The 18,470-nt window shown below is 61.1% G+C and carries 19 protein-coding genes and 1 pseudogene; 5 read left to right on the top strand and 15 right to left on the bottom strand.

Annotated elements, in window-relative coordinates:
- Positions 1-128: 128 nt before the first annotated feature.
- From GGR33_RS15530 to GGR33_RS15545, 4 genes are all read right to left on the bottom strand, one after another.
- A complete protein-coding gene (locus GGR33_RS15530) occupies positions 129-1,931 on the bottom strand; it encodes a DUF927 domain-containing protein (protein WP_183506746.1) in 1,803 nt (600 codons plus the stop codon).
- 408 nt (positions 1,932-2,339) lie between these two features.
- Entirely contained in the window at positions 2,340-3,311 is a 972-nt protein-coding gene (locus GGR33_RS15535; RefSeq protein WP_183506748.1) for a hypothetical protein, read from the bottom strand.
- Positions 3,311-4,132: a hypothetical protein gene (locus tag GGR33_RS15540; protein ID WP_183506750.1), complete on the bottom strand. Its 822-nt coding sequence runs from the start codon at positions 4,130-4,132 to the stop codon at positions 3,311-3,313. The genes GGR33_RS15535 and GGR33_RS15540 overlap by 1 nt, the downstream gene beginning before the upstream one ends.
- A gap of 155 nt (positions 4,133-4,287) precedes the next feature.
- On the bottom strand, positions 4,288-4,677 hold the full coding sequence (locus tag GGR33_RS15545) for a hypothetical protein (protein WP_183506752.1): 390 nt from the start codon (positions 4,675-4,677) through the stop codon (positions 4,288-4,290).
- Between the two features lie 478 nt (positions 4,678-5,155).
- On the opposite strand from GGR33_RS15545, the pseudogene GGR33_RS15550 reads away from it, so the two are divergent.
- Positions 5,156-5,281 (top strand): annotated as a pseudogene (locus GGR33_RS15550) (IS5/IS1182 family transposase); the annotation flags it as partial.
- A gap of 1,211 nt (positions 5,282-6,492) precedes the next feature.
- Here the strand turns inward: GGR33_RS15550 and GGR33_RS15555 are convergent.
- The 4 genes from GGR33_RS15555 to GGR33_RS15570 all read right to left on the bottom strand — a co-directional run bounded on the left by GGR33_RS15555 (position 6,493) and on the right by GGR33_RS15570 (position 8,808).
- Entirely contained in the window at positions 6,493-6,984 is a 492-nt protein-coding gene (locus GGR33_RS15555) for a DoxX family protein (protein ID WP_183506754.1), read from the bottom strand.
- A 136-nt stretch (positions 6,985-7,120) separates the two neighbouring features.
- Positions 7,121-7,894, bottom strand: a complete 774-nt coding sequence (locus GGR33_RS15560; protein ID WP_183506756.1) for an anti-sigma factor family protein — start codon at positions 7,892-7,894, stop codon at positions 7,121-7,123.
- Positions 7,891-8,415, bottom strand: a complete 525-nt coding sequence (locus GGR33_RS15565; RefSeq protein WP_183506758.1) for an RNA polymerase sigma factor — start codon at positions 8,413-8,415, stop codon at positions 7,891-7,893. Before GGR33_RS15565 ends, GGR33_RS15560 begins: the two co-directional genes overlap by 4 nt.
- Positions 8,416-8,547: 132 nt before the next feature.
- Entirely contained in the window at positions 8,548-8,808 is a 261-nt protein-coding gene (locus GGR33_RS15570; protein ID WP_183506760.1) for a hypothetical protein, read from the bottom strand.
- Between the two features lie 437 nt (positions 8,809-9,245).
- Between GGR33_RS15570 and GGR33_RS15575 the strand changes: the two genes are divergently transcribed.
- The 3 genes from GGR33_RS15575 (at position 9,246) to GGR33_RS15585 (ending at position 10,509) form a co-directional block, all read left to right on the top strand.
- Positions 9,246-9,512: a DUF6894 family protein gene (locus GGR33_RS15575; protein WP_183506762.1), complete on the top strand. Its 267-nt coding sequence runs from the start codon at positions 9,246-9,248 to the stop codon at positions 9,510-9,512.
- Positions 9,513-9,714: 202 nt separating this feature from the next.
- Positions 9,715-9,942 carry a hypothetical protein gene (locus GGR33_RS15580; RefSeq protein WP_183506764.1) on the top strand — a complete coding sequence of 76 codons (228 nt, stop codon included), beginning with the start codon at positions 9,715-9,717 and terminating at the stop codon, positions 9,940-9,942.
- A gap of 285 nt (positions 9,943-10,227) precedes the next feature.
- On the top strand, positions 10,228-10,509 hold the full coding sequence (locus GGR33_RS15585) for a DUF6894 family protein (protein WP_210302026.1): 282 nt from the start codon (positions 10,228-10,230) through the stop codon (positions 10,507-10,509).
- Positions 10,510-11,330: 821 nt separating this feature from the next.
- Here GGR33_RS15585 and GGR33_RS15590 read toward each other — a convergent pair.
- Genes GGR33_RS15590 through GGR33_RS15600 form a run of 3 tightly spaced genes read right to left on the bottom strand, consistent with a single transcriptional unit; the run spans position 11,331 to position 12,117 of the window.
- Entirely contained in the window at positions 11,331-11,567 is a 237-nt protein-coding gene (locus tag GGR33_RS15590) for a hypothetical protein (RefSeq protein ID WP_183506768.1), read from the bottom strand.
- Positions 11,564-11,932, bottom strand: a complete 369-nt coding sequence (locus tag GGR33_RS15595; RefSeq protein ID WP_183506770.1) for a hypothetical protein — start codon at positions 11,930-11,932, stop codon at positions 11,564-11,566. Before GGR33_RS15595 ends, GGR33_RS15590 begins: the two co-directional genes overlap by 4 nt.
- Positions 11,929-12,117 (bottom strand): hypothetical protein, encoded by a 189-nt coding sequence (locus GGR33_RS15600; protein ID WP_183506772.1) that lies wholly within the window; start codon positions 12,115-12,117, stop codon positions 11,929-11,931. The genes GGR33_RS15595 and GGR33_RS15600 overlap by 4 nt, the downstream gene beginning before the upstream one ends.
- A gap of 320 nt (positions 12,118-12,437) precedes the next feature.
- On the opposite strand from GGR33_RS15600, the gene GGR33_RS15605 reads away from it, so the two are divergent.
- Positions 12,438-14,858 carry an MASE4 domain-containing protein gene (locus GGR33_RS15605; protein ID WP_183506774.1) on the top strand — a complete coding sequence of 807 codons (2,421 nt, stop codon included), beginning with the start codon at positions 12,438-12,440 and terminating at the stop codon, positions 14,856-14,858.
- Between the two features lie 338 nt (positions 14,859-15,196).
- Here the strand turns inward: GGR33_RS15605 and GGR33_RS15610 are convergent, their stop codons facing one another.
- The 4 genes from GGR33_RS15610 to GGR33_RS15625 form a co-directional block, all read right to left on the bottom strand.
- Positions 15,197-16,099 carry a LysR family transcriptional regulator gene (locus GGR33_RS15610; RefSeq protein ID WP_183506776.1) on the bottom strand — a complete coding sequence of 301 codons (903 nt, stop codon included), beginning with the start codon at positions 16,097-16,099 and terminating at the stop codon, positions 15,197-15,199.
- Positions 16,100-16,142: 43 nt separating this feature from the next.
- A complete protein-coding gene (locus GGR33_RS15615; protein WP_183506778.1) occupies positions 16,143-16,895 on the bottom strand; it encodes an SDR family oxidoreductase in 753 nt (250 codons plus the stop codon).
- 65 nt (positions 16,896-16,960) lie between these two features.
- Positions 16,961-17,857: an alpha/beta fold hydrolase gene (locus GGR33_RS15620; protein WP_183506780.1), complete on the bottom strand. Its 897-nt coding sequence runs from the start codon at positions 17,855-17,857 to the stop codon at positions 16,961-16,963.
- A gap of 186 nt (positions 17,858-18,043) precedes the next feature.
- Positions 18,044-18,373, bottom strand: a complete 330-nt coding sequence (locus GGR33_RS15625; RefSeq protein WP_183506782.1) for a YciI family protein — start codon at positions 18,371-18,373, stop codon at positions 18,044-18,046.
- Positions 18,374-18,470: the final 97 nt, after the last annotated feature.

Here is an 18,470-nt window from a genome sequence, read left to right on the forward strand (position 1 = left end):
GACGGGGAAGTCCGTCGTGTCGCTCACCTTGTCGATGACGCGCGCGACGACTCGCCCCGTCGCGGGTCCGGCAGCCTAGCGCTTTGGCCGACCTGACGTGGTGAAGCCTCCGAAACTGCAAATCGACTTCACGTCGAGATCGGCTGGCGGAACACGAAGCATCGCTCCTTCCAGGCTGGACAGCGCGGAGTCGTCACCGCCCAGCCGTAACCGTTGCCCCTGGGCCGCTTCTCTGGTCCTGCCTTCTTCAATGCCCTTTGCTCATCGAGCCAGGCGAGGACGGCGATGAGTAGCTCTCGCTTCGATCCGAACCACCTCACAAACTCCGTCGAGCGGACAGCGACGTACTCGTCGGTACCCTCCATCGTCCGAAAACCGACATCCTGGGCCGTTGCCGTTTCTTTGCGTGGGAGGCTGGCCTCCTGCAGGCGCTTCTGCAAAATCGCTTTGGCCTCCTCCAACGTTGTGTCTCTTAGGCGGCTAACCTTGATACCGTCGCGGAAGCAGAGGGCGATAGCTTTTCGAGCAGTAAGGGGACGCCACGGACGCTCAAGGACCTTCATATCCATGGCGAACCGCAACCCAGCGTAGATGGCGCCGAAGTTACGGGCGGCATGGTTGACCGCTCCGTCTGCATCCCTCAGGCGAAGTTTGCGCACAAACTCGTCGACATACGCCTGCGCCTTCGGCTTCAGATCGTCACCGAAGGCCATCAAACCGCGCAGGTAGGCGTCGAACACGACGCCATGGTGGTCCTCACAGCCCTCGCGAATCTTCTTCATTCGCCAGTGCGCACCCTTCTCGAAATCTTCGTCACTGAGACCCCTCGGGCGCAGGTCGAAGATGGTCGCGTGGTCACCGCGCAGCGCTGGCACGTCGAGGCAGCGTGCTACCTCGCCGCCTTGACGCGTCATGCCAGATTGCGCTGCTAGCGCTTCGACCGAGTTTTCCGAGGACATTGCGTAGACGAGCGACCAACCGGAGGCAGATACGTCGCTCGCGTAGAGTGATTCGCCGTGCCGAACCTTGTCCTTGCCCTCACTCAAACCGTAGATCATAGGGCTAAGTTTTGCATAAGCGTCTCGGCCTAGCAGCGCCGCCTCATTGATCGGCAACATTCCGTCGTTACAGGTTATGGCGATCAAATCCATTCCGACGCTAGTTGCCTTGAAGCTCGGCATTGCCTCTTCGTTGCGCAGACCGACGACCGAGCCACCTGCAAGCTGTGCCGTAGACTTGCCGACTTTCGGTGGGCCGAACAGCATCACCCCGAAAGATTGATAGCCGAGCACCCGCAAGAGCGGGCCAGCGAAGGCTGCTCCGATCATAAGCGTAGCGCGGCTTGACCAACGCGCGTGACGGGCCACTTCGTGGCGCCAGCCCTCTATTGTTCCGCCATTGCTAAAAACAATCTGCCGCTTCTCGCCAGGCCGGACCCGAGGCGGCTGTAGCTCCTCGACCCCTAGCTTCGCGCCGACGACATGCGTCGGGCGAACGAATATGTCCTGCTGACCCTGGTGCCACCCCGGCTGCGCAGCGTGCCGAATGTGCCGAAGAGGTGCGGCATCGATGGCCGCCTGAATTACATCGGCAGATCCCTTTGTCGTGACCGCCGCATTATGCTTGCGAAGCTCGCCAAGCACCTCCTTCATGTTCTCGGACTTCTCAGAGGGCACGTCCACCTGGACGGGCTGACCCAAGTCGGACTTGGCTTCGAAGCGATCGAATGCGGTTTGTGTCGCCTCGTCGACGACCCGGGCCGTCTTGATGACCGCAGGCGGTTGCGCTGCGCGCGAAGTGGTCTTGTTCTTGAACCGCAATTTTTGTCGCGGCGACTTGTAAAGTACGATGCTTTTGCCCGGCATCTCTCTTCTCCTTTTTGGCGTGCCGCCTGTGCCAGTCGTGCCGGCAAGCAGACGCGCTTGTTTCATGGGTGGCACGCTCGGCACGGGTGGCACGCAGTTGCAAAGCGATGTGTCGATGCGCTCGATAGTGAATTCCCGTACTGCAGTTCACATCATTTTTGTTTTGTCGGTCTCCTCAGCAGGCCGTCCTACGTGGCAATCGCGAGATTGAATGGGTTTCGGGCCGCCTTTGACTTCGGCTCATACTCCTCTGTGTTCCCGGCACGCTTTCTCGAAGAGATGTCGTGCAGTGATGCTGGTGGGATGGCGCGGGTTCTGACTCCACGGCGGCTCTCCTTTTCGTACTGCGTGGCACAGCCTCTCGACGAGAGTTGGTGCCATGGGGTTAGGACGAGTTGCGGTTGATGAGACTCCTTCGGGCTGCCTTGGATCGAAGGGGTTGCGTGACCCCGGCATCTCGTGCGGGCTCCTCCTTTAGGTTCGGGGCTTGCAGCGGCCGGAGCAGCGCGGGGCAATCGCCTCCAGGCTCAAGCCGAGCAGCATGATCCGGCCGGTCAGACCGATGCGATCGAGTGCCCGCACCGTCCGGATCTCTTGCTCAACCGTGAGGGGACGATCGCGAGTGTCGCGCACGGGAGTGGCTCGGCGCCGATCGTTCTTCAGGATGGTCTGGCGCCGGGTGAAGTTTCGCTTGAAGGTGTAGGCGACCGCTGCCAGGTCACCATCGAAGCGGGCCGTGCGGACCGGGCGGCAAACCGCGTCCGTCGCTGGCACAAGCTGCTTCAGCACCGGCACCGCCGCCTCGACCTCTGCCGCTGGCGCGAGCCCGTACAGGTGCACGCAAGGGTACGGATCGAAGCGTTGGGACGCCGGCAGCGCTCGTCGATCATCCTCGTTGAAGCTCAGATCGAGACCGAACAGACCCCGGGTGAGGCCGGCCTGACGCAAGAGAGCCGCAAACTCGTCCCAGCGGTCCCCGAAATCGATCGTCTGGCTGCCTGGGGTCGCTGGCACAATGACCGACAGCACCCGCCAGGGCCCGAGCGTCGGATAGGCTCGCAGGAAGCGATAGATGCTTTGAACGAGCAGCCGCTGAAGCGCACGGCTACATTGGGGACAAGCCGGATGCTGACATCGACGGTGGCGCTGGCAACCCCGAAGGAGCGCCGCCAATCGCAGCAATTCCGGATCGTCCTTCGCGTTGTTGCGGAGGCGCTTAGCAAGCTTACGCGCTGTCAGTTTAACGTCGCGCGGGCGAGGAGGCGGGCGCTTTTGCTTGCCCTCGACCCAACTCGGACCATCGTCGCCGTAGCCGCTGCCACGCTGCAGCAAGGCACCCAGGACACGAGCCTGCACACGCTGAGCGGGACGATGGGGATCGTCGCACACCAACCGCAGGCACGGGCGCGCGGGCAAATGACATTCTGAGCGGTAGCGTATGGACATCAAGAACCGTCCGAGAAAATTTTTAGGACGGGCCGTGATGCCGCGGCGCTGTTGCCGTCGGAATTGAGTAGTCCCTCGGACGCAACCCGCTCGATCATCGAGAGCACCTCATCGAACACATTCTTGGAGATGCTGAATTCCTGCCGGTTCAGCATAACGCTGACGCCGCCCTTGGTCTCTCGAATGCTGAGTTGCACTTTAAGCTCTTTGACTATTGGCGATCGTCCATCGAAAGTCTTTGCGTGGCGACGACGAGCGCGCACCTCATCTCGGCAGAGGTGAAACTTCTGATCCATCGCCCAGGCAACAAACTTATCCGGAAAAATTTTGTTGTGGTCGGCTTGCTCAAGCCAGATCGTCCAATCCGAGCACAACTTCTGCTCGTCGTCGGTTTCCGGGATCATTATGCAGTGAACACATAGCAGCGCGATCTGCGACTTGGGAATCTCGCGAGCTCTATTTTCAAGTACCTCGTGATCACGAAGCATCGGCAATATTTCAGGATTCGATTGCACGAAGTGAAACAGCGCGTAGGAAGCGCTGAGATCAGCGATAAGTTGTTCTTTGTGTCTAACGAAGGGGTGCCGGTCGCCGCCAAAACCACAGCAGGCCTCTACAAGCGTATCGAGCCGGAATTTTGTCTGTTCCAAATAGGTACTATATTTGTGCTGGATGTCGCTCAGATCTGAAGGGGTGTCTCTTTTTTCGAAAAGCCTAATTTCGGATAGTCCGATGTAGCTGCCGTTATGATGGTCGGCGACGTTAAATGATGACCTGTTGAGCTGTAGGTTGGTTATGTTGTCTGATTTGATGACATGCATTACTCGCAAAAACGCCGCAGCTGCCTCTCAGCTTCTGCGGCAGGATTGGCTAGTGTCTAGCGCCGCATTCGGTTTATTTTAGCCGATGTTTACTACTTATATTTTCGTAAGCGCTCCCTTGCGCGATTTGAATCTAGGTCAATCTTGAGATTAATTCAGAACAGACTTGGAACGTTATTGTAAAAATCGCCCAAACTGCGATGATCTGACAATCTATCATGAATTTTTTTGTAAACACCCCGCATGATTTCGTCTAGAGATCTTTGCGCATAGTCTGTTGTCATTTCAGACTGGTCATTGTTTATTTTGCACCATTTATCTGTAATACTCCAGTCATGGATAATTGCATCAGGATGAATGTGATCGATCCTAGCAAGCACCATTTCCGGTATTATTTCTATAAATTGGAATGTTTCACGACGTTCTCTATTGATCTCATCGACTAGTATTGCATCAAAAGCTTGGGCAACAATTTCTCTTAGAAAGTATTCTTGTCCATGGACATCTGCAGGCACTCGGAGCCCAGAAAATTCTAACTCTTTCATCCTATGATAGAATCTTTGGTATATGTCCTTGAAGTGGCGTATTTCATCATATGTCTTATTGCTCACTCGAAAGTAATCATGGCCGTAATGCATTTGAGTTTCACCTTTGCGAATTCAGGATGTAAATGCACACCAAATGTGTGCCTTTCGCACGGCAATTCGGCCAGCGCGAGCTAGAGCATCGAGACCGTCCACGGAGGGACGTTCAAAAATAAGATCTAGACTGACAGCAAAGGCCTCACATCAGGCCTTCTGAATGAGCCGAATCAGCACGGGGTCGGCAAACAGCAGCTTGATAAAAGCGCTGTATTGAAATTGTGTCAAATGAAACGATCATTGTTATGGTTAACGAAAAGTTAACAGATATGCCTGCATCGTTTTTGACGCGGGGTTCCGTAAAAAAGCTGGATACTCCAAAGGCCTCGCGGTTTGAGGCTGTTCATGGTGTGCTGGCTTCGGGCTCTGGTAAAGCGCTGGGATGCGCGGTCATCCATGGTTTTTCGACGTCGACGAGCGCTTAAAGGACCTATCGGCCAAGGGTGACGCGCTGGAGCAGCTGAGCGCTATCGTCGACTTCGAGTTGTTCCGGCCCGACCTTGAGCGTCCCCCATGGAGTGGTCCGTGTTGATTGTTAGCGGACATGGGCCGAGACGAAGGCGGAGGTCGACACGCGGATGGATGGCTTCCTGACGAGCCTTGGCGTCGAACTCTGATCGGCGGGCATCCTTCGATCGGTAGGCGCCCGACGATGGTTCGCACTGGCCGCTATCGCCCCGATTTCGTCCGCCCGGCTTGAAAACGCTAGCGGCCCGCTCGGGAGGACCGGCATGCGAGGCGCGTCGGCCAGGTGGAGGAGTAGATGCGCCGTGCCGCTGACGTTCCCGCCCAACGCGATGACCCCATGGCTACGGTCGAGCGCCGCCAACTGGGACAGTAGCCAGGAATAGGGTAGGTCCAAGGCACCCGCTGCGTCGGTCATGGCCGGATGCCGGAACCGCTGGGTGACCCGACGCAGTCCGGTCTCGTCAAGCGCGGAGGAAACCGTCGCGTCGATGCCCGCATCGTCGGGGTAGTGCATCACTGAATGCGGCGGAGGATCCCCGTCGAAGGCACCGGCGAATCCGACCTGCGCCTCAAGGTCGGCTGACTCGGGGAACGGGCTGCAGGTGACGAGCACGTGACTCCATCAGGCTACAGATGCCCCGATGCAACGGGCCGTGGACGCGAACGAGCCCGGCGGTCCCGCCCGCGCATCGTCTGCCAGCGACGAGTGCGTCCCCCCGATGATGAAGATTTTCACGCCAGCCCCACGCTCCCATGATCGGTCCCCATAATGAAGGTCGCGGGCCCTCGATCAACCGGCGGGCCCCCCCTATGCCTTCGGATCCGGTCCTCTACGCCAAAAGGGACGGGTTCAGCGTTCCCGCTTCGAGCTCCGCCGATCGGCCGCTTCACCCGCCTGACCTGCATCTTCCACGCCGACGTCGCCGGTCCGGCGATGGACGACGCGGCGGTGTCGCGGATCGCCACCGACGCCGCGGAACGACTGATATGGGCGCACCGCTGCCGCTGAAGCGGCAGAAGGGACGTCCGCTTTCGGGGAACAGGCGGTCGCTCGTGTACGGCGAGGTTGGGTCGGAAGCAGGAGGGCCGCTCAGGGTGGATTCTTGCCGGTCTGCTTTCGGGCGCCAGCGTCAACAAGCGGACATTCGAAGTCAGGCAGGAGCTGGCCATGGTGCAGGGTTGGCCTGCTCGCTCCAGAACTGACGCTCTCCAGCCGCTCGGCAATCGCTCTCTGCTTCCCCACCCGCGCCGTCAGGAGGAACGAGCGGCCCTGATGCGATGCCGGACGTAGCCGTCGACGGAAAACGGCCCTGCTCCTCCCATGACCAGAGCTGCGAGGCCGGCGAGATAGAGCAGATCGGTCTCGTAGCCGGGCTGGCCGAAGGTCGCTCCGGCTGCGGTCACGGCCTGGAGCTTGATCGAACTGAACCCGTAAGGGAGGTGCACGGTGAAGATGGCGACGAGCAGTACGATCGCCATCGGAATGCTGGCAAGCGGGACCAGGGCGCCGAGCAGGACCGCCAGTCCACCGCCAATCTCGACCAGAATGGTCAGCCAGCCGAGGAGATGGGGCATGGGGAGCCCCATGGCCTGCACGATGGCCGGAAAGGCGTCATAGCCGCGAGCGGCCTTCGCAACGCCGTGGGCCAGGAAGCCGTATCCGACGATGAGGCGCAGCGACACGGGCGCCAAGTGAACGAGTACCGCGCGGCGCTCGAGGATTGTGGCCAGCAGGTTGGACATGGTGTCAGTCCTTCTTGAGGTTTCGGAGGAGGTGGCGAGCGCGCACGGGGCCGCGGTCGCGCGCGGTCAGGCGCACGCCGGGGTAGCGTGGTGAGAGGCTCGGCCTGGCTTGCGGAAAGGGGCCGCCGCCAGGCGGTCAGGTAGCGCCGGCTTCCCGTCGCCGGATTTCCCGGACCAGGGGATGCAGCACTTCCGGATCGGCCGCGGCGACGAGGCTGTAGCCCAGTCCCTTCTGGACCCAGGCGCAGCCGGCAATGGAGCCGTAGATGTGATCCACCATCGGCACGTCGCCGCCGTCGCTGTAGGACCGGATCAGCATGACCACGCGCGTTCCCTGCTTGTCGTCATACATCAGCATGCCCGCCGGGCCGTGGGCGGTGGCGACGAGGCGGCCACCGAGCAGGTGGTAGCCTGCCTCGCTGAGATCGGGCACGCCGATCGGTCGTTTCAGCCTGTCGGAAAACCAATGCGCGATCTCGTCGCGATCGGTCGCGGCGAGTTCGATGGGACGGGAGCGGTCGGGCGCATAGACGACGTAGTTCGCCTTGGCCTCCTGCGCGAGAGCGGAGATGCCCGACGTCCCCTCCTGCATGGAGCCCCTGGCGACCCAGCCGCCGAGGCCGCCGACGGTCATGAGAAGAGCCGCCGCCATTGCCTGCCACGCCGGCACGCGCGGCCGTCGCCGTGCGGCGACGAGACGGGCGAGATCGAGCTGCGGGGGCACCGGCTCGGCCGCAATCGGAGCGAAGGCGGCGCGCAGGTCGCTGCCGAGCGCCATCAACCGACCAACGCGGGTCCGTGCCTGCGGATTCTCGGCGAGGTAGGTCTCGACCTCGGCGCGGCGATCCGGATCCAGGCGATCGTCGACGAAGGCCTGAAGATCGTTCTCGCTGATGGGACGCTTGTTCATTTCAGCCTCCTCAGGACCGGGCGCTGGGCCACGGCCTCGCCGTCCATGAGCTGGATCATCCGATCCCGCGCCCGGGACAGGCGCGACATCACGGTACCGGTGGGAATGCCGAGCACCTCTGCCGTCTCGGCGTAGGAGAGGCCTTCCACGGTCACGAGGAGCAGCACGCTGCGCTGATCCTCTGGCAGGGCGTCGATCGCCCGAACTAGATCGCGGTGCTGAAGGCCGGCCTCCTGACGAGGGGGCATGGCGAGGACCGCCTCCTGGGCATCGTCGATCGGCAGGTGCGAGCCACCGCGCCGGCGGCGCTGCCGGAGACGGCTGATGGCGAGGTTGTGCACGATAGCGAAGAGCCACGACCTCACGCTGCCGTCGTCCCAGCGCTGGTGCCAACGGGTGATGGCCAGCTCCAGCGTATCCTGAACCAGGTCGTCGGCATCCGACCGATCTCGCAGCAGTGATACGGCGTAGCGCCGGAGGGCCGGGATCAGCGGCGTCACGAGGAGCATCATCTGCTGCATCGCGCGTCTCCACACTCGGTCCCAAGCGCCATGCGCTCCCGGGATACCATCGAACTGCGCCTCTTCATGCGAGGCCAGACGCCGCCTTTCGGCGATTATTCCGTCGGCCCCGCATCAAATTCGCCCGAGGGCTCACGGACGATACCTCGTGTAGGCCGAGGCCGGTCGATTGGCGCGCTGCCGCTTGGCATAGCCGAGGGACGGATCACCGATGAGATACTGGTCCGCGCTGCTTCCGCGCTGTTGCTCGATGAGCTGAGGATCATGAAGCGCGGCTCGAAGAGCAGAATCGCCTTCGCCAGTGTCGGCCTTGGCAACGGAGAGTGCAGGCAAGCTCATGCTTGCTGCGACAGCGAGAATACGCAAGACATTAATGATCGAACGCTCAGACATGGCGCTTTCCATTCCTTGCTTCGCTGCGTGCATTCATTGGGCAGCGAGGAGGAGACGCCAGTCGATTGAGGTTATTCCATCATCGGTTCGATTTTTTGCAAGGCGACATACGACACGAGCGCGGCCCGAGCCAGTGACAGACCGGTGATGATCGTGTCGGGTGGAAACCGGCCAGTCTGCTTTTGGGCGCCAAATTCAACAAGCTGACATTCGACGCTTTGCGGAAACTGGCTGGTCTACTCTCTGGCAAAAGGAGGGCGATTATATCGTTGACACATACAGGCGCGGCAAACGGTAAGCGCTCAAATAATCCATCACAGGTTAGGGACGGATCTCGCGTCGCTCGTTAGCAACGTCCGCAATCGCGGGGATCAGGTCCGGCATACCTGCGAGTGAGGGCGCGATGCTCTTGCCTCCATGAACACGGAGGCCGGCGCATGCCGCGTTTCTTTTTCAACGTCCAGGATGGACAAACCATCATGGATCATAAGGGCGTTGATCTATCAGATTGGAGCACGGCTCGACTGCACGCGATTTCGATCGTCGGACGCATTCTTGCAGAAGAGCCAGAGCGCATAGCCGTCGACGAGGATTGGCTGCTGGAGGTCTCAGATTCTACTGGGCTAATCCTATTCCGGCTCGACTTTCACGTGACCGCCTCGCCAGCCGTCCGAGGCGGTAAGCTAAAGAAGGAAGTCTTCTGAGGCGGCACCTGCCTTAAGGCTCTGGTCGTCTAAGGCGGCGGTATAGCACTTCACATACCCATACGACGGGGTTGCTAGGGCCAATCACGGGACACCTCGAAGCGTCCCATCTTGAGCCTTTGAGTGGCCGCGGATAAAATTCGGCTTCCCCTCAGAGCGCCGCAAACAGACGCGCTCGTGCCGATGCCGAAGGAGTTGCCTCATGTCCGATGTTCCGCATAGCGGCATACCGGGTGGAGACGGTTCCAAGTCACCAAGTTACCGGGTCATGCTTCTCGACGCCGAGGAGAACGTCCAGGCATTGACGCCGATACCAGTTCTCAATGACGAGGCCGCCAAGATCGTGGCCATGCGGATGGCGAACGGATTGGCGGCTGAGCTGTGGGACGGGCTGCGCTTCATTGAGCGCTTCGACCCGAATCCTTCATAACCGCATGCGTCCTCGTACCGCGCCACAACATCAGCATTACGCTTGGACATTCCGCGCCTCGCCAAGTCGCCGATTTGACAGAGAAAATCTGCTATCGATGCGCTCCGTTTCAACTGGTTGCTGCAACTTTAATAATTGTCACGTTTGTGACGGTAAACGGTATACCCATCCTATGTTATATGTTGGATTTCCGACATTTGGTAAGGGCCAGTGATCGCCGGCAGAGCTTCGGGCGCCTGCGACTGAGAGACGTGTGCGCTCCCGCTCGGCTTCAGCGATGCACTCATGCCCCGATACTTTTTCCATGTGCGTGACGGCAAAGGCCGAGAAGACGTTGACGGAACGGTGAAGGCAGACCTCGACGCAGCTAAACGCGAAGCCGTGTTACTTGCTGCCAACCTGATGGGTGATTACGCAGGCGATCTCATAAAAGCTTACGACTGGCGGATCGATGTCACGGACGAACGTGGCCAGGTGCTCTTTCAAATTGACATGCAAATCACAAATAGCCCAGTCTCTCGTGGCGATCCGCTGACAATGCGCTCGCCTGCGCGGCCAAGCGCTTAAACCTTCCTTGGCTTCACAATCATGCGCAGGTTGGCACGGAATTCTTCCTCGTTTTCGCTCGCGCCAGCTTCACGCACGGCCTCGATAAAGCGGCGCTTCTGCTCCGCCCGGCCTCAGAGCCCGCCCGTGATCCTCCTAGTTCATGGCGGGCTTTGTTGCGTCTGGGTCGGTTACGTCGTGTTAGCCGATGGATGCCATATCTCGCTGCGACGAAGCCTTATCCGTATCGGCCTAGTCGAGAAGCCCCCTTCAGCCCGCCCGGTTCGCCGCGGCGGGCTTTTTGTGCCGCCTTCGGTTGCGTGTCTGGCAAGCTGGGCAAAGGAGGTGTGGCCGCCACCCGTGCAGTTGACAGTCTCAAACTCACGCAGCGCCAGGGAAAGGCAGTCGGAGATTTGAGATTACTCATTTTGATTGAATTAGCGGTATACCCCTTGATTATTTTAATGCATTAATATTTAGTATAATGTTGGATTGAAGGTATTTGACAATATGCCCCTCTCACCATCATTGAACGATGTGCTGATGGCGCACACGTGCCCGTCATGTAGGAAAAGCAATAAAAAACTCGGCAAATCCTTTAAAACGCTGTCATCTTATTCGTGCAAGCACTGCAAGTCAAAAATTAGCATTCGGTACGAAGAAAAGATCAGTCTGTTTCTAGCACATAAACATCTTGCTATAATTTGAAGATATTTCGATGAAGCTAATCGAGGTAGGCGGGCGGCTGATTTAGTAATACACTCCGCTGCTGCCTGAACTTTCGCACTCAGGTTAGCAAACCATACCAAAAGCCGCTCCCCGGATGTGTGACCGCAGAAGCCTCAATGCCGATCCGGCGACCGCACCTCGCTCGGCTCCGCATTCGCCAATGCCTTCAGCCCTGCTATCGTCAGAAACCAAGCGGTCTCACCTGGCCGCCGGCGGTACTTCGGTCGCTCTTCCACGAGGCCGACTTCGACGAGCGCCGGCATCGTGACCGCACTCGATCCTTTGTGCAGACCGCGGGGGTTTAGCTTGATCGAAAGCAGCGCGTTGAGCTGCCGCTTGGTGAGGATCACCGCTCCCACTTCGCCCCCGGCGGTTGTCCGTTGACGATGAAGTCGCGGGCGTAAGGAGCGAGCGTTGAGAAGGCTGGATGCTGCTGGGCCACGATGCGGAACGCCTCTTCCTTTCGCCACGCCGCGACCAGAGCCTCCCGCGCCTCCCGTTGCGTTGCTAGGGAACCAGACATGTCGAAGGCCGGCTTATTGATCCCGACTGCGCCGGCACGCGATGTCAGGGTCCACATCCAATAGTCGGCGTTCGCGCCGACGGGCCGATGAAGCATGATCCGGCCGATGTGCTCGTCCTCGCCTTCACGCTCGCGGCGGAGGACGAAGTCGGGGCCCTCCTCGGGCCATGTGTGCTGCCAGTAGAGGGTCACCGCTTCCTCTCTCTCGCCAGCGCCCTCAACGCCTCCACATACAGATCGATGCTGACGACCTGTGAGCGGATGCCGGCGGCCTGCATGATCAGTCTCCGTTCGACCATCTCTTTCAGGTCGCCTGCGGAGTAGTGGTAGTCAGACCATTTCTGCGGTTTCGCGGTCTCTAGTTCGGCTACCACCAATGCACCCCTCGTCCGATCGCCCAGACAACTGCGGCAACGGATATCCAGGTTCCCATAGCGAGAACGACGATGGGCTAGTGGTGAAAACCTGACGGATGGTACCCCCCCGAACCTCCCGACCAGGGTGGTATCAAGACGGTCTGCTCTCGGGCGGTAGACCCGTTGAAGCGGACGTGCCTGTCCCAGCCGCTCCCGACCCGTTGCAGATGGTAGGAAGATCCGCGTTGCGTAGTGCCAGAAGCGGGGTCGTGTTAGAATTGCCGTGAAAGCGACTTACCTACCGATCTGGTCGGGCATCGCGCTTCGTCACGGAGTCCACGATGCAAAAGTCGATCGCGGATTCTGCCCTCTCTACCTTTGCCACGGCCCGAGCTGGCAAAGTTCAGCGACTTCTGGCCGCCCTCCTCAGCATCGCGTTTGGAGCGGCAACGCTCACACTCTTACCCGTGGTGAGCCGGCCGATCTCGCCGATGCCGGGCTTCGTGCCCGTCTACCAATCGGCGCTTACGGTGGTCTATGGCGTGACCACTTTCCTGTTCCTCGCCCAGTACCGCCGTACCCGATCCGTGCCGCTCCTCGTGCTCGGGGCCGGCAGCTTGTACGTCACGCTGATCGTATTCCTGCAGCTTCTGTCGTTTCCCAACGTTCTTTCGCAGGGGCGCCTGCTCGGTTCGGGACCCGACACCACAACCTGGCTCTGGACCTTCTGGCACGTGGGGCCGCCGCTCTTCGCGCTACCGTACGCGATCATGGAAGGTGACGGGCGCGGCCGCCTCGTGCCGGCGCGTCGCGTCGCCCTGGTCGGCTGGCTTGTTTCCGCGGCGGTCGCTGTTGCCGTCGCGCTCGCAGGCGCCGCGGCGACCCGCTACGTGCACCTGCTGCCGAAAACCGTCGAGGGCGACGATTATTGGCTGACCACAACCTCGGGGGTTGGACCCACGGTGGTGGCACTAACAATCGCCGCCCTTGCGGTGTTGTGCTGGACGACCCGGCTTCGCACCGTGCTGCAACTCTGGCTGGCCGTCGCGCTGCTGCTTCTCGTGTTCGACAACCTCGTCACGCTACCGGCGGCAGCCCGCGGCACCGTTGGCTGGTTCGCCGGACGCCTGGAGGCGCTCGTCGCCGGCGTCGTACTGCTCGCGGTGTACTTGCGTGAGGTGGATTTCCTCTACGCGAGAGCTGAGGCCGCAGCCCACGAGCGCGAAGCACGGCGGGCGGAACTGCAGCTTGCGCGAGATAACCTGGCGCTGGCGCTCGACGCGGCCGAGATGGGCGATTGGGAACTTGACCTGCGCACGGGCACCTCGCGGAGAACGCCTCGTCACGACGCGATCTTCGGCTACGAGGAGCCGGTCGCGGAATGGGGCGTCGAGTCGCTTCTCGGACACGTCATCCCCGAAGACCGCGCCGAGGTCCGAGCGGCTTTGGATGGGGTGTTAGCCACAGAGAGGGTCGACCTTCGGTGTCGTATCAAACGCGCCGACGACGGCGCCATCCGGTGGATCGCGCTGCGTGGCAAGGCGTATCTGGATGGGGCCGGTCGCGTGCGGGCGATGGCGGGCGTCGTCATGGACACGACGCGCCAGCACGACGCCGAGGAGCGTCTCAACCAAGCGCAGAAGATGGAGGCCATTGGCCAGCTCACGGGCGGGGTGGCGCACGACTTCAACAACTTGCTCACGATCATCGTCGGCAACCTCGACATGATCGTGCGCCGTCCGGGCGACGAGAGGCGGGTGGAGCGCCTGGCGAGTTCGGGCTTGCAAGCTGCCAAGCGTGGTGCAGAGGTGACTGAGAAGCTCTTGGCCTTCTCGCGTCGGCAGGTGCTACGGCCGGAGACGGTCAACCCCAACCGTCTGCTCCACGATTTCCAGGCCCTCCTCCGCCGCGCGCTTGGCGAGACCATCGAGGTGCGCCTCGAATTGGATGCGAGCCTCGATCCAGTCCGGCTCGACCCAGGTCAGTTCGAGAGCGCGGTTTTGAACCTCGCCGTGAACGCCCGCGACGCGATGCCCGGCGGCGGTTCGCTGACTGTTAAGACCTGCAATGCGCATCTCGACGTCGGCGAACTTGCCGAGCGGCCGGACCTGTTGCCCGGGGCCTATGTTCTCGTGGCGGTCTCGGATACGGGCCACGGCATGGACGCCGCGACGTTGGCCCGTGCCTTTGAGCCGTTCTTTACTACCAAGGACGTCGGGCGTGGCACAGGGCTTGGGCTCAGCCAGGTCTACGGCTTCGTGCGTCAAGCCGGTGGCCACGCCCAAATCAAGAGTGCGCCGAACCAGGGTACGAGCATCGAGCTATACCTGCCGCGTTCGGTCGAGAAGGTGATGGAGGGCCGACCGGAAGGACCGCTTCCGCTACGCCGTGCGGCCGCTGGTGAGGTCGTCCTAGTTGTGGAAGACGAGCCGGCCGTACTGGATATGGCCGTCGAGAGCCTAGGCGAGCTCGGCTACCGGGCGTTGACCGCCACCCGCGCCTCTGAGGCGCTGGACCGGCTGGGCGGTCCCGAGCGCATCGACATACTGTTCTCGGACGTGGTGATGCCGGGCGGAATGAACGGGGTGCAGCTTTCCGTCGAAGCGCGCCGATTGCGGCCGGAACTGCGGGTACTACTGACATCCGGCTACACCGGCACGGCTCTGGACGAACAGGGCCTGCCGCCTGACCTGCCGCTGCTCAGTAAGCCCTACCAACGAGACGAGCTCGCCAACAAACTAAGGGTCGTGCTCGGCCGCTGATCCTAGACGAGAGGCTAGAGGGTCGAAGGTGGAACGTCCGTTTCCAGGCAATAAGCCGAGTTCGGCTCACCACCCCTAGCCGCAGCTGCCGGAGGGCCGACGAAAGGCCCCTTTCGGGAAGCATCGACGGGGCTCTGCGCGGCTCATTCGGGTGAATTTCTGCTCGTCCGCTTTCGGGCAGACAAGACAAAGAAGCGGACGTTCGACGTTTGGCCGAAAGCTGACGAACCGCTTTCAGACGAGAGGCAGAAAAAGCTGTCGCCGGCTCGACTGCAACGCTGCCCTGGCAAAGACCGTTCGACGACAGCGATAGATGCAGGTTTCGATCGCGGATGCAGTCAGAACGAATGTAGTTGTTCCACGAGATGGTCGACGAAGGCTCGGGCGGCAGGCTTAGGGGCCGGTCCGTTGCCAAACAATGCATGCGCCTCGATTTCTGCGAGCTTCCAATCCGATAGCACCTGCACAAGGTTCCCAGTATCCAAATCCTCGCTGAAGGAAGGCAGGCTGGCGACAGCGATACCGACCCCGGCGCGCACCGCGCTCACCGCAACCTCGGCTCCATCGATCGCGACCTGGCCCTTCGGCTGCACTTTGACCTCTCGGTCGCCTTGCCGAAACAGCAACTCCCTACCTGCCACCGGCCCGGCGATCACGAATGTGTGGTCCGCAAGTGCGTCGGGCGTCCCAGGGATGCCGCGGACATCGAGATAAGAGGGTGCGGCTGCAACGACGAGCGGCCAGCGTCCGATCAGGCGTGCAATGATGGTTGAATCAGGAAGCTTGCCGAAGCGGATCGCGACGTCGATTCCCTCGAGGATCATGTCTTGCCTTCGATCGTCGATGGTCAGCTCAATCTGAAGGTTCGGGTGTCGGGCAACGAAAGACTTGAGCCTTGGGACGATGATCCGAGATGCGAAGATCGACGACACCGCGACTCTCAGCGTCCCGCGCATGTCGTCGGATCCACGAACGGCATCGTCCGCCTCTTCGAGGGACGCCAGGATCGATTGGACGCGCGCAAGGTACGCGGAGCCGGGATCAGTAAGGGTCAGGGCTCGCGTCGAACGCGAGAACAGGACCGTACCCAACTGCTCCTCGAGCAAGGCGATGATCCGAGAGGCAGTGGGCTGGGAAAGCCTCATCGCCTTCGCGCCTTTCGAGAAGCTGCCGGTCCTGGCAATCTCGACGAACAGCCGGAGGGCCTGGAACCGATCGCTCACGCCCTCGCTCCCCGCCATGACAGTCTCCAAGCCTAGCCTGTTAGGGAGCGGTCGGCCATCCTCAGACTTGGGCGTAGCCTCCGTCGACCTGCAGCTCGATGCCAGTGATGAAGCTGCTTTCTGACGATGCGAGGAAGGTAGCGACCGAAGCGATCTCGCTCGGATCACCATTGCGCCCAAGCGGCGTCTCGGCAGCGAACTTTTCGAGGAAGCCCTCAACCTGCTCGTCACTCAGGCCGGCCTGCTCGGACAGGATCGGCGTCAGGATGGTTCCGGGAGCAAGCGTATTCACGCGGATGCGGCGGGCGCTGAGGTCAGTCGTCCAGGTGCGGGCGAAGGACCGGATCGCTGCCTTGGTTGCAGAGTAGACGGTGAAGGCCGGCATGCCGAGGCTCGCGGCAATGGAGCCGTTCAAGATGATCGATCCCCCATCAACCACCAGCGGCAGCAGCGTCTGCACCGTGAAGAATGTGCCCTTCAAGTTGGTCGTAACACTGCGGTCGAAATCCGCCTCCGAGATCGTGCCGAACGCACCAAGCGTGCCGCCGCCGGCATTCGCGAAGATGACGTCGATGCGGCCATGCCGGTCTGCGATGTGAGCCCGGAGGCGTTCGAGATCGCCGAGGTCCGCAATGTCGCTGACAAAGCCCTCAATGGAGCCGCCGATCTCGGCGACGGTCTCGTCGAGCCGGTCTTGGCGGCGGCCCGTGGTGATCACCGTAGCGCCTTCCGCCACGAATTGCTTGGCCGTCGCTCGACCCATGCCGCTACTGCCGCCGGTTACGACGGCGATCTTGCCTTCGAGACGCTTCATGTCTTGATCCTTCGGAAATTGGTTGTGTTGGTGATCCGGCCGCCTAGGCAGCCTTCGGCGGCCGGTCAGGAGGCCAGCAGGGTCCGCACGACTTGGTCGGGCTGGTCGAACTGGGGCCAATGTTCAGCTTCGAGCGCGGTGAGGCTCGCGTTTGGGAAGTGCGCGGCGAGGTCTTTGGCGACCGCGATGTTGAGATACCGGTCCCAACTGCCCCAGATGAGCTTCAAGGGCTTGTCGAAGCTTCCGAGGACCGGAAGCCGAAGGTCGTTCGCCGCCAGGTTCTCGTAGGCGTTTCCGGTCATCGCCAGCATCGCCGGCATCGAGCTTGGCGACATCGAGAAATTCTCGGCGATGATCGGCTGGAGTACGGTGTCGAAGCGTTCCCGCATCTCCGGCGTGAGGTGCGCCCTGATCGGCTCCTGTTGGAACTGGAACAGGTAGGCCGCCTGCTTGGGGTCGGTCATCATCGCGACGGCCAGCAACCGGGTTTTCGGATTGCAGCACAGCTCGATGAAGTCTGGGAACGCCAGGACCGGCGAGTTCGCGTAGTAGCAGTTGAACAGGACAAGTGACGCGACCCGAGACCGGTTCGTGACCGCGTAATTGATGGCGGCTGGGCCGCCGGCGTCGTGCCCGACCGGAATGACCTTGATCGGTCCGAGGTCGTCGACGACTGCCGTCAGGTCAGCCAGTTGTTGTTCAAAGCTGTAGGAAAACCCGTCGGGTTTGTCGGAGGCACCGAAGCCCAGGAAGTCGAACGCCACGACACGTCGGCCAGCCGCCGAAAGTCGTGAGGCAATGTCTGCGTAGATGCGGCAATTGTCCGGGAAGCCGTGCACCATCACATAGGCTGGCCCCTCGCCGGGATAGTCGCGGACGTAGATCCGGTGCCCGGCCCGCTGCACGTACCGCTCACGAAATCTGCCTTTGGACGGCGCCTGATCGACCGGCGATGCTGCCAATGCCGTGCCCGGGACGGCAATCGAGGCCGCGGCGATTACCGCCAGCGATTGCAGGATGGCGTCACGCCGAGAGGCAGCGAGGATCGGATGGACACTCATGCTGTCCTCCTTCCGTTGCCCAGCAATGCCAGACAGCTCGGTTGTGGGAATTTCGGTAATGATGGGACGCGTTGGCGTCCCGTCCCGTCACTCGTGGAACGGCACCCAGAACATCTTCACGTCGACATTCAGCATGCCCGACTTCACGGTGGGATCGTCCGTGCCGATCCGGACGGCTTCTTCGAAATCGGTGGCCCTGAAGATCGTCATGCCGCCGTCGGCCAGCACGCCGTTGAGGCCACCGGCTTGCTCCATGAACGGCCCGCTCAGCACGGTCAGGCCCCTATCCTGTAGCTCGGTCATGTAACCGACGTGCTTTTCGAACTCAGGCTGCTCGTTGTATTTGACGCCATTCACCCAATTGGGTCCTGGGGTCTGGAATGCCACGAAGTAATGGGGCCCATTGACGTCAACCATGTCCACGCACTCCAGTTGAATTCCCTGGCGGGAAATCAAATCCTCGATGGAGGGTTATTTCGTCCATCTGCGGCGAGGTGCGTAGAGCCTATTTTCG

It is taken from the genome of Methylobacterium brachythecii (assembly GCF_014196345.1).
Lineage (GTDB): Bacteria > Pseudomonadota > Alphaproteobacteria > Rhizobiales > Beijerinckiaceae > Methylobacterium > Methylobacterium brachythecii.